Annotated in this window: 7 protein-coding genes; 2 read left to right on the top strand and 5 right to left on the bottom strand. The window is 68.6% G+C overall.

Annotated features, from left to right (window positions below; genetic code table 11):
- Positions 1-34: 34 nt before the first annotated feature.
- The 3 genes from panC to CFB49_RS13325 form a co-directional block, all read right to left on the bottom strand.
- Entirely contained in the window at positions 35-874 is an 840-nt protein-coding gene (panC, locus tag CFB49_RS13335) for a pantoate--beta-alanine ligase (protein WP_069620371.1), read from the bottom strand.
- 258 nt (positions 875-1132) lie between these two features.
- On the bottom strand, positions 1133-2005 hold the full coding sequence (locus CFB49_RS13330; protein ID WP_021164248.1) for a segregation and condensation protein A: 873 nt from the start codon (positions 2003-2005) through the stop codon (positions 1133-1135).
- Between the two features lie 4 nt (positions 2006-2009).
- Positions 2010-2198 (bottom strand): DUF3460 family protein, encoded by a 189-nt coding sequence (locus tag CFB49_RS13325; RefSeq protein ID WP_006478107.1) that lies wholly within the window; start codon positions 2196-2198, stop codon positions 2010-2012.
- A gap of 248 nt (positions 2199-2446) precedes the next feature.
- On the opposite strand from CFB49_RS13325, the gene CFB49_RS13320 reads away from it, so the two are divergent.
- Together CFB49_RS13320 and CFB49_RS13315 are read left to right on the top strand one after the other, a co-directional pair.
- The gene (locus CFB49_RS13320; protein WP_089435470.1) at positions 2447-4261 is read left to right on the top strand and encodes an autotransporter assembly complex protein TamA; all 1815 of its coding nucleotides are present in this window, start codon (positions 2447-2449) and stop codon (positions 4259-4261) included.
- A gap of 40 nt (positions 4262-4301) precedes the next feature.
- Positions 4302-8345 carry a translocation/assembly module TamB domain-containing protein gene (locus CFB49_RS13315; protein WP_089491546.1) on the top strand — a complete coding sequence of 1348 codons (4044 nt, stop codon included), beginning with the start codon at positions 4302-4304 and terminating at the stop codon, positions 8343-8345.
- An 85-nt stretch (positions 8346-8430) separates the two neighbouring features.
- Here CFB49_RS13315 and metG read toward each other — a convergent pair whose 3' ends face one another.
- Together metG and CFB49_RS13295 are read right to left on the bottom strand one after the other, a co-directional pair.
- Positions 8431-10587: a methionine--tRNA ligase gene (metG, locus tag CFB49_RS13310; protein ID WP_089491545.1), complete on the bottom strand. Its 2157-nt coding sequence runs from the start codon at positions 10585-10587 to the stop codon at positions 8431-8433.
- A gap of 379 nt (positions 10588-10966) precedes the next feature.
- On the bottom strand, positions 10967-11614 hold the full coding sequence (locus CFB49_RS13295; RefSeq protein WP_069620367.1) for an OmpA family protein: 648 nt from the start codon (positions 11612-11614) through the stop codon (positions 10967-10969).
- Positions 11615-11828 lie beyond the last annotated feature (214 nt).

The following is an 11828-nucleotide window of genomic DNA, read 5'->3' as shown; positions in this document are numbered from 1 at the left end:
TGATGCGTCGTGAGAGGCGCGGGCGGGCCGCCCGTCAGATTTCCAGGTTGTCGATGAGGCGCGTCGCGCCGAGCTTCGCGGCCGCGAGCACGACGAGCGGCTCGCCGGCTTCGAGTTCGGCGGCGCTCGGTGCGATCAGGTTCGCGCGGCGGCGGATCGCGATGTAGTCGGGCACCCAGCCGCGTTCGGCCAGATGCGCGTGCGCGTGCTGCTCGAGCTTGCCGAGATCGCGTTCGCCGCCGAGCACGCTGTCGCGCACGCGCTGCAGCGTTTTCGCCAGTTCGGGCGCTTCGTTGCGCTCGTCGGTCGTCAGGTAGCGGTTGCGCGACGACAGCGCGAGGCCGTCCTCGTCGCGCACGGTTTCGGCGGCGATGATGTCGACCGGCAGCGCGAGCTGCTGGCACATCCGGCGCACGATCATCAACTGCTGGTAGTCCTTCTTGCCGAACACGGCGACGCGCGGCTGCACGCAGGACATCAGCTTGGTGACGACCGTGCACACGCCGGCGAAGAAGCCGGGCCGGAACTCGCCTTCGAGGATCCCGCCGAGATCGTCCGGCGGCAGCACGCGATACTCCTGCGGCTCAGGGTACATGTCGCGCTCGGTCGGCGCGAACAGCACGTACACGTTTTCCTGCTGCAGCTTCTCGATATCGTCCTGGAGCGTGCGCGGGTACTTGTCGAAATCCTCGTTCGGGCCGAATTGCAGCCGGTTGACGAAGATGCTCGCCACGACCGGGTCGCCGTGCTGGCGCGCGAGGCGCATCAGCGACAGGTGCCCTTCGTGCAGGTTGCCCATCGTCGGCACGAACGCCGTGCGGTTCTGTCCGCGCAGCTGGTCGCGCAGTTCCTGGATCGAGCTGATGACTTTCATGATCGGGTAGCGGGTTCCTCGCGCAGGCGCGCGTTGACGCCGCGGCAGCGGCATCGGGGTCGAAGCGGAGAACGCCGGCGCGCGGGCGGCGCATCGGGCGTCGGCGGATTGTAGAGGATTTGGCCGCGCGACGCATCGATAAAAGAACGATCGTTCACTTTATAGTGGGACGTGTCGGATACCCGCCGGACGGCCGTTCGCCGCGGCGAAGCGGCGAGCGTCGGGATGCACCGGGGAACGGGAAGCGGGGGGCAGCGCTTACGCGGGCAGGTAAGCGAGACGCACGTAGATCGGTGCGAACGGTTCGGCCTGCGTGATCTCGAGCAGCGATTCGCGCGCGAGTTCGAGCATCGCGATGAAGTTCACGACGACGACCGGCACGCCGCGCGACGTGTCGAACAGTTCGGCGAATTCCATGAAGCGCGCGTTCTGCAGCCGGCGCAGGATCAGGCTCATGTGTTCGCGCACCGACAGCTCCTCGCGGGAGATCTTGTGGTGCTGGACGAGCTTCGCGCGCTTGAGCACGTCGGCCCACGCGGCGCGCAGGTCGTCCGAATTCACGTCGGGAAAGCGCGGCGTGACGCTCTGCTCGATGTACACCTCGGCGCGCAGGAAATCGCGGCCAAGCTGCGGCAACTGGTCGAGCCGCTGCGCGGCGAGCTTCATCTGCTCGTACTCGAGCAGCCGGCGCACGAGTTCGGCGCGCGGATCCTCGGCTTCCTCGCCGGTGTCGGCCTTCTTGACCGGCAGCAGCATCCGCGACTTGATCTCGATCAGCATCGCGGCCATCAGCAGGTACTCGGCCGCGAGCTCGAGGTTCGACGTGCGGATCTGGTCGACGTAGCCCAGATATTGCGCGGTGACCTGCGCCATCGGGATGTCGAGCACGTTGAAGTTCTGCTTGCGGATCAGGTACAGCAGCAGGTCGAGCGGGCCTTCGAACGTCTCGAGGAATACCTCGAGCGCGTCGGGCGGGATGTACAGATCCTGCGGCAGCTTGAACAGCGGCTCGCCGTACAGGCGAGCGAACGCCGCGACGCCATCGACCGTGTCGGGCGTCGAATCGGCGCCCGCGGGCGCGGCGATCGCGTCGTCCTGCCGGGCGGCGCTGGCCTCGTCGGCGGCGCTCACGTCGTCAGAAGTTCTGGTAGTAGACGTACGACGTTTGCTTCACGCGCGATTCCTGCTGCTCGGCGCGCTCTTCGAGATCGATCGGCTGCTTGTCCCACAGCAGGGAACGGCCCTTGCGTTGCTCTTCCTCGAGCGTCGGCTTCTGCTGCTTGAGCTGGTTCAGGAACTGCGTGACGTCGGACTGGTACGGCATGGCTGGATCTTCCGTTTCGGGCGGCGCACGATGCGCCGGATTCTCGATGGCGGGATTTTACCGCATCGCGGGGAACAGCCGGCGCCAATCGCGCGTCGAACCGCGGGCCGGCGCCGGCGGGCGTCGTGCCGCGGCCCGGCCGGAGCCTTGGCACTCTTTCACAATCGTTTCGCTGTGACGTCGGCGCCCTGTGGTCAAATACAGGGTTTTCCACGAAAACGTAACACTCCAGGACGGCGAGGTCATATTTGGCGGGGCAGTCGAACCAGCAAGCACACACGGCGCATGACGCGGGCCGGCGCGCGGCACGCGATCGCGCCGACGCCGCGGCCCGCGTCGCGCGGGCGGCCCTCGCGGGTTGCCTGGCCGCGTGCTTCGCGCTGCCGGCCCACGCGAAGTACGACGTCGACATCGACGCGCCGCGTTCGATCCGCAAGCTCCTGAAGACGCACCTCGATATCGCCCGCTTCGCGAAGCGCGACGACATCAGCGACGACCAGTTCGACTTCCTCGTGACCGCCACGCCGCAGCAAGTGCGCGACCTGGCCGCGACGGCCGGCTATTTTTCGCCGGTCGTGCGCACCGACGTGCGCACGCGCGACGGCAAGCGCGACGTGCGCATCGCGGTCGATCCGGGCAAGCAGACCGTCGTGTCGACGGTCGACCTGACGTTCAAGGGGCCCGTCGAAACCGAGGATCCGAAGCAGGAGACGGCCACCCGGTTCGCGTTCTCGATGAAGCCGGGCGACCCGTTCACGCAGTCCGACTGGGACGACGCGAAGGGCGCGGCGCTCCGGCAACTGCAGTCGCGCCGCTATCTCGGCGCGAAGATCGCGTCGTCCGAGGCGCGCATCGATCCGCGCACGCAGCGCGCGACGCTCGCGGTCGCGTTCGACAGCGGTCCGACGTTTACGATCGGCAAGGTCGACGTCGACGGCGTGCGCCGTTATCCGGAAAGGATCGTCACGAACGTCAATCCGCTGTCGGAAGGCGAGATCTACGACGTGCGGCGGATCGCCGAACTGCAGCGGCAGCTGCAGAACACGCCGTACTACGCGAGCGTCGCGATCGACGTCGGCGACGATACGTCGAAGCCCGAGCGCACGCCCGTGCACGTGAAGGTCAGCGAGTTCCCGTACAACAACATCCGCGGCGGCGTCGGCTTCGCGACCGATACCGGGCCGCACGTGCAGGGTTCCTATACGTATCTCGACACGTTCGGCGCCGCGTGGCCGCTGACCGTGTCGGGCCGGGTCGACCAGATCCAGCAGTACGGGCAGGTCCAGCTGTCGATGCCGCCGGGCGAGAAGGGCTGGACCAACAGCGTGCTCGCGTCGTACACGAACACCAACGTGTCGGACACGCGCATCTACAGCGCGCGCGTCGGCGTGCAGCGCACGCGCACCGGCCAGTTCATCGACTATGCGTATTCGCTGATGTACTACCAGGATCGGCTCGACCAGAACGGCGCGGGGCCGACCACCAGCCGCGCGCTGGTGCCGCAGTGGGCGTGGACCCGCCGCAACGTCGACGATCCGCTGTTCCCGCGCTCGGGCAACCTGATTCACGCGGAGGCCGGCTTCGCGGTCAAGCACGTGCTGGCCGACGAAACCTTCATTCGCGGCTACGCGCGCGGGCAGCAGTACCTGCCGATCGGCAAGCGCGACCTGTTCGTGTTCCGCGCGGAGCTCGGCGGCGTGTTCACGAGCGGCAGCTCGACCGGCGTGCCGGCGTCGCTGCTGTTCCGCGCCGGCGGCTCGAACTCGGTGCGCGGTTACGGCTACCAGAGCATCGGCAACAGCGTCGACGGCTCCGTTTTGCCGACCAAGTACCTGATGACGGGCACGGCCGAATACCAGCACTGGTTCAACCGCGACTGGGGCGCCGCGACGTTCTTCGACATCGGCACCGCGACCGATGCGTGGGGCGAGCGCGTGTTCTACCCGGGCGTGGGCGTCGGTGCACGCTGGCGCAGCCCGGTCGGCCCGATCAACGTTGACGTCGCGTACGGCTTGCGCAACCACAGCGTGCGCCCGTACCTGACGCTCGGCATCGCTTTCTGAACCTGCCGCCCTATCGACGACGACCCGCACGACGAACCGCATGACGAAGGACCCGAACGATACGCCGCCGCCTCACGATCCGGATTCGCCCGACGGCGCGCCCGGCACGCCGCCGCGCGCGCCGCGCCGCGGCCGTGCGTGGCGTGCCGTCGCGTGGACGCTCGCGACGGTCGTGCTGCTCGCCGTGCTGGCGGTGGGGCTCGTGCTGGGCGCGGTGACGACCGAGCGCGGCACGCGGCTCGCGTGGCAGGTGGCCGGCAAGGTGCTCGGCACGCGGCTCGCGGGCACGCTCGAAGGCGGCTCGCTCGCGACCGGCGTGCGCTTGCGCGGGTTCGCGTGGACCAGCCCCGACGGCACCGGCACCGAGGTTCGCATCGACCAGCTCGACGGCCGCTGGGCACTGACGCGTGCGCCGTGGCGGCTGTCCGTCGCCTATCTGCGCGCCGGCACGATCGACGTGCGGATTGCGCCCGTGCCGTCGACGCCGAGTAAGACGCCGCAGGACCTGAGCCTGCCGCTGCAGGTGCGGATCGACGACCTGCGCGTCGATCGCCTCGCCATTCACGAAGGCACGTCGACGACGCAGCTCGACCATCTCGCGCTGAACGGCCGCAGCGACGGCCGCCACCATGAACTCGTGCTCGACGGCGTCGATACGCCGTACGGCGCGCTGACCGCGCGCGCGAAGCTCGACGGCGTGAAGCCGTTCGCGCTGACGGGCAACGCGACCTACGTGGCCAAACTCGCCGATGAACCGGTCAATGCGAGCGCGAACGTGTCGGGGTCGCTCGAAGCGCTCGTCGCCGACGTCTCCGCGAGCGGGATGAAGCTGAACGGGCGCGCGCACGTCGAAGCCGCGCCGTTCGGCGCGGTGCCGCTCACGCGTGCGTCGCTCGCGTTCGACCACGTGAACCCGCAGGCGCTGTCGCCCGGCGCGCCCGTGGCCGACCTCGCGGTGCGCGCGGAACTCGCACCGGTGAGCGCGCCGGCCGGCTCGGCGCCCGCGAAGGGCTTCGCGGTGACGGGGCCGGTGTCGATCGTCAACGCGAAGCCGGGCACGCTCGGCGACCATCTGCTGCCGTTGATCGACGCGCACGCGACCGTGCATCTCGACGCGCACGCGCAGCGCATCGACGGTCTCGCGCTGAAGCTGATCCGCGACGGCAGCGTGACCGGCGGCGGCACGCTCGCGGGCGGCAAGGGCCGTTTCGACCTGAAGGTCGCGAACCTCGACCTGAACGCGTTCGTCGCCGAACTGCGGCCGATGCGCCTCGGCGGCCCGCTCGGCGTGACGCTCGCGGGCGACGTGACGACCGTCGATTTCAACCTGAACGACCCGAAGCTTGCGCTCGGCGCGCGCGCCAAGGTCGCGCTGACGCGGCAGCAGACCGTGCTGACCGATACGCGCGTGACGGCGGCCAAGGGACGCATCGACCTGACGGGCGTGTTCCGCCACGACGCGCATTCGACCTATGACGCGAAGGCGACGCTCACCGCGTTCGATCCGCTGCTGCTCGCCGCGATGAGCGCGCCGAAGGCAGGCGGCGGGAAGGCGCCGGCGAAAGCGGCCAAGGCGCCGGCCAAGCGCGGCGAGACGCGCGTGTCCGGCACGCTGACGGCGTCGGGCGCATTCGCGCCGCAGGTGTCGACGAAGGCGACCTTCAAGCTCGCCGACAGCCTGTACGACGGCGTGCCGCTGACCGGCGCCGGCGTCGTGCAGCTCGCCGGCTCGCGGATTCTGCCGAGCAACGCGAGTCTGTCGATCGCAGGCAATCACGTCGACCTGCGCGGCAGCTTCGGCGCGCCCGGCGACCGGCTGCGCTTCGTCGTCGACGCGCCGCAGCTCGACCGGCTCGGCTTCGGCGTCGAAGGGCTCGTGCAGGCGCAGGGCGACCTGACCGGCAGCTTCGCGCATCCGAACGTGACGGCCACCTACAAGGCCGAGCACGTCGTCGTCGGGTCGAACCGGATCGGCACCGCGCAGGGCCGCGCGGACATCCGCGACGGCGCGCATGGCGCGCTCGTGTTCACGGCCGACGCGGCCGACATCGCGCTCGGCTCGTTCAAGCTCAAGTCGTTGCGCGCGAACCTCGACGGCACGCGCGCGAAGCACACGCTCGACGCGTCGGCGCTCGGGATGGCCGGCGGCCGCGTGATCGACCTGACGCTCGCGGCGAACGGCGGCGTGGTCGAGAACCGCGACGGCATGCGCTGGGACGGCACCGTCACGCGGCTCGCGAATCGCGGCACGCCGACGCTCGCGCTGCAGGCGCCGCTGACGATATCGGCCGGCGCCGGCCGCGTGACGCTCGGCGCGACGCGGCTCACGCTCGAAGGCGCGGCGATCGACCTGAAATCGTTCGTGTTCGATCGCGGCCAGATGCGCTCGGCCGGTTCGGTGACCGGCGCGTCGGTTGCGCGTTTCCTCGAGGTGCGCCAGGAACTGACCGGCCAGCGGCCGCCGGTGCGCACCGACGTCGTGCTCGATGCCGACTGGGATTTCTCGCTTGGTGCGAACGCGACGGGCTACGTGCAGGTGAAGCGCCGCGGCGGCGACGTGACGATCGAGACCGGCCGCGGCATCGCGTCGCTCGGCCTGACCGACCTGTCCGCCCGCGCGAGCTTCGCGCCCGGCAACCGGCTCAACGTGACGGCGCTCGCGAAGGCGAGCCGGATCGGTACGCTCGACGCGAACGTCGCGGTGCCGTTCGCGCTGCGCGACGGCGTGTTCGGCATCGTCGACGACGGCCCGCTGTCGGGCCGGATCGATGCCGACATCCCGGCGCTGAAGACCACCGGCAACCTGTTCGGCCCGAGCTACCTGCTCGGCGGACGCGCGGCGCTGAAGCTGACGGTGTCGGGCACGCCGGCGAAACCGAACCTGTCGGGGACGCTGACGGGCGACGAGTTGTCCGCGACGCTGATCGACCAGGGCGTCCAGTTGAAGGACGGCATCGTGCGCGTGAAGCTGTCGGACAACCTCGTCGAATTCCAGCAGGTCGAGTTTCACGGCGGCGACGGCACGCTGCGCGCGCTCGGCCGCGTGCGCCTCGACGGCGAGGCGCCGGACCTGACCGCCAGCATCGTCGCGGACAAGCTCGAGCTGTTCGCGGCGCCGGACCGCAAGCTGTCGGTGTCGGGCAAGGCCACCGTCGCGAACGACGGGCCGCGCGGCGCGCTGGCGATCGACGGCAAGTTCGTCGTCGATCGCGCGCTGTTCGACCTGCCCGAGCAAGGGGCGCCGCACCTGTCGGATGACGTCGTGATCGTGCAGCCGGACGGCACGGTGCGCGGCGAGACGCCTACCGGTACCGCGGCCGCGAAGCCGAAGCCGGTCGAAAACAAGCCGGCGCCGTCGCTGGCGCCGCGCGCGAACATCGACGTCGGGCTCGGCAACAACTTCCGCTTCAAGGGCCACGGCGCGGATCTCGGGCTGCGCGGCACGATCACCGTGATGAGCGCGCCGGGCGTGCCGCTGCGTGCGATCGGCAACGTGCGCGTGACCGAAGGCTCGACGTACACGGCGTTCGGCCGCAAGCTCGCGGTCGAGAACGGCTTCTTCACGTTCAATGGCCCGGTGTCGAACCCGGGCGTCAACATCCTCGCGATGCGGCGCAATCAGGAGGTCGAGGCCGGCGTGCAGGTGACGGGCACGATCCAGGCGCCGACGGTCAAGCTCGTGTCGGAGCCGAACGTGACGGACAACGAAAAGCTGTCGTGGCTGCTGTTCGGGCACGGCACCGACCAGGGCAACAACGTCGGCCAGCAGGGCGCGATGACGGCGGCGCTCGGGCTGCTCGGCAGCGTGACCGGCAAGCGGGTCGCGCAGACCTTCGGCCTCGACGAGGTGTCGGTCGGCCGCAGCGAAGTCGGCCTGACCGATCCGCAGGTCGTGCTGGTGTCGAAGGCGATCAACGAGCGGTTCGTGCTCGGCTTCGAGCAGGGGCTGCAATCGGCAAGCAACGCGTTCAAGGCGACGATCAACCTGACGCGCTTCTGGTCGGTGTCCGCGTACGGCGGCACGTTCCAGGGTGTCGACCTGAACTACACGCGGCGCTTCGACCGGTGGTTCGGGCAGCGGTGACGGCGGCCGCGGCGTACCGGGCAGCGATAAAAAAGCCCCGCACGATTCAAACCGTGCGGGGCTTTTTTGCGGCAGCGCGCGCCGCTTACTTCACGCGCATGCCCGGCTTCGCGCCGCTGTGCGGTTCGAGGATGTAGAGGCCCGGTTCCGCCTTCTCGTCGGTGGCCGACGCGGCGAGCACCATCCCTTCGGACAGGCCGAACTTCATCTTGCGCGGCGCGAGGTTCGCGACCATCACCGTCAGCTTGCCGACGAGCTGCTCGGGCTGGTACGCGGACTTGATGCCCGAGAACACGTTGCGGGTTTTTTCCTCGCCGACGTCGAGCGTGAGTTGCAGCAGCTTGTCCGAGCCCTCGACGGCCTGGCATGCGACGATCTTCGCGATGCGCAGGTCGATCTTCGCGAAATCGTCGATCGAGATCGGTGCGTCGTCGGCGCCGGTCGCGACGGCCGGCTTCGCGTCCGCCTTCGCGTTGCGCTTCGCATCCTTCGCTGCGTTCGTGCTCGCGGTGGCCGCACCCGTTGCCTCGGCCTGCAGCGAATCGCGGTTCGCGGCGAGCAGCGCTTCGAGCTGCTTCGCGTCGACGCGCGTCATCAAGTGCTGGTACGCCTTGATCGGCTGCGCCGACGACAGCGGCTTCGCGGCATCGGCCCACGCGAGCGGCGCGATCCCGAAGAACGCCTCGACCGCAACGGCGACGCGCGGCAGCACCGGCTTCAGCGCGAGCGACAGCAGGCGGAACGCCTCGAGGCTCACGCTGCAGGTTTCGTGCAGCGCGACCGCGTTGGCCGGATCCTTCGCGAGATCCCACGGCTTCGCGCCATCGACGTATGCGTTCACTTCGTCCGCGAGCTCCATCGTGTGGCGCAGCGCGCGGCCGTATTCGCGTGCTTCGTAGCTTGCGGCGATCTGGGCAATCGCATCGCGCAGCTTCGCGACGAGCGGATGATTCATCGCGCTGTCCTGCACGCGGCCGTCGAAGCGCTTGATCAGGAAGCCGGCCGCGCGGCTCGCGATGTTCACGTACTTGCCGACGAGATCGCTGTTCACGCGCGCCTGGAAGTCGTCGAGGTTCAGGTCGATGTCTTCCATCGTCGCGTTCAGCTTCGCCGCGAAGTAGTAGCGCAGCCACTCGGGGTTCAGGCCCGTGTCGATGTAGCTTTGCGCGGTGATGAACGTACCGCGCGACTTCGACATCTTCGCGCCGTCGACGGTCAGGAAGCCGTGCGCGAACACGTTGGTCGGCGTGCGGTGGCCCGAGAACTCGAGCATCGCGGGCCAGAACAGCGTGTGGAAGTACAGGATGTCCTTGCCGATGAAGTGATACTGCTCGGCCTTCGAGCCCGGGCGGATCCACGCATCGAAATCGATGCCGTTGCGGTCGCACAGGTTCTTGAAGCTCGCGTAGTAGCCGACCGGCGCGTCGAGCCACACGTAGAAATACTTGCCGGGCGCGCCCGGGATCTCGAAGCCGAAGTACGGCGCGTCACGCGAGATGTCCCAGTCGGCGAGCTTGGCTTCGCCGGCGTCGCCGAGCCATTCGCGCATCTTGTTGGTCGCTTCGGGCTGCGCGAGGCCGCTCACCCATTCGCGCAGGAACGATTCGCAACGCGGGTCGGACAGGCGGAAGAAGTAGTGCTTCGAGGTCTTGCGCACCGGCGTCGCGCCCGACACGACCGAATACGGGTTCAGCAGTTCGGTCGGCAGGTACGTCGAGCCGCATACTTCGCAGCTGTCGCCGTACTGGTCCTTCGCGTGGCACTTCGGGCACTCGCCCTTGATGAAGCGGTCCGGCAGGAACATTTCCTTGACCGGATCGTAGGCCTGCTCGATTTCGCGCTCGGCGATCAGGCCGGCTTCCTGCAGCGCCAGATAGATCTTTTCGCTGAGCACGCGGTTCTCGTCCGAATCGGTCGAGTAGAAGTTGTCGAACGACACGCCGAAGCTGTCGAAGTCGCGCTTGTGCTCGGTCCACACGCGGTCGATCAGCTGCTTCGGCGTCAGGCCTTCCTTCTCCGCGCGCAGCATGACCGGCGTGCCGTGCGTATCGTCGGCGCCGATGTAGTAGACCTCATGGCCATGCATTCGCAGCGTCCGCACCCAGATGTCGGTCTGGATGTACTCGACCAGGTGGCCGATGTGGATCTGCCCGTTGGCATAGGGCAGTGCGGACGTAACGAGGATCTGGCGGCTGCCTTGCGGCGCCGCAGCCTGCACGGGAGTGAGGTCGGATGCGGACATAGGGTCTGGAGAAGAACAGCGGGAAAAACGACGGGAAACCGCGATTCTAGCAGGGGCGCGGGCCAGCGCGGCGGGCGGGCGCCGCGGACCGGGCACCGGCACGGGCGGGGCCGCACACGCGGCGTGTCCGGCGGCGTTATGCTGCGACGCAACACGAATTCTGCGGGCAAAAAAAACCGGGGCGGATACGGCCCCGGAGCAACAACGACAAGAGGAGAATGGTGACGCGCCGGCAACACCAGCCGCGTACCGTAAATACTGACCACGGCCTGCGACAGAAGTTCGAAAATTTTTTCGATTTGTTACCGGCCCCGCCAAAAGCCTTGTCCGGCGGGGCCGTGCGGGCGCGGCGCCCGCACGTTTCCTCTTGTGGTCGCGCTTATTGACGTTGTTGCGGCGCGCGCAGATAGATCTCGACGCGGCGGTTCTGGGCGCGGCCGGCTTCGGTCGCGTTGTCCGCGATCGGGTTCGACGGGCCCATGCCTTGCGCCGACAGACGGCCGCCGTTCACGCCGCGCTGCACGAGCGCGTTCACGACGCTTTGCGCGCGGTTCTGCGACAGCGTCTGGTTCAGCTGCGCCGAGCCCGTGCTGTCCGTGTAGCCGACGATCGATGCCGTCAGTTGCGGGTTCTGGTTCAGCGTCGTCGCCAGGTCGTTCAGCAGCGGCGTGAACGCCGGCGTGATCGCGTACTGGTTCGTCGCGAACGTGACCGAGCTCGGCACGTTCAGCTTCAGCGAGCCGTCCGGCTGCTCGGTGACCTGCGTGCCCGTCTGTGCTGCCGACGGCGCGAGCTTGTTCTTGATCGCTTGCCAGTTGTAACCCGTCACGCCGCCGACCAGGGCGCCGACGCCCGCGCCGATCGCCGCGCCCTTGCCGCCACCGGCCAGTGCGCCGATGCCCGCGCCCAGCGCCGCACCCGTGCCGGTGCCGACGGCCGTGTTGTTACCTTGCTGCGTGGCGCAGCCTGCCAGCAGCGCGCCGGCGAGTGCGAAGACGGACAGGCGAGTCGCGATTTTCATGTTCATCTTGGATTCCTCTCTTGGTTGAACGAGTCGACAACGACGACAAACAACAGTTATGGCTCCCTGCGCGGGCCGTCCGAAAAAGGAAGGCCGGCCGGCGCTCGCGGCAGCCGCCGAGGCGGTCGCATGCCCTGTCCGTCAGCGTGGCTGTTCGGGCAGCGCGACGCGTCAGCCTCTACAATATAGGCGGTGAGTGGCCGATTTGGCCCTATAGCAT

Origin of the sequence: Burkholderia sp. AU17457, from assembly GCF_002223255.1 — a bacterium.
In the GTDB taxonomy this organism is placed as follows: Bacteria; Pseudomonadota; Gammaproteobacteria; order Burkholderiales; family Burkholderiaceae; genus Burkholderia; species Burkholderia sola.
Note: the sequence above shows the minus strand (reverse complement) of the source record. Positions and strands in the feature narration are given on the sequence as shown.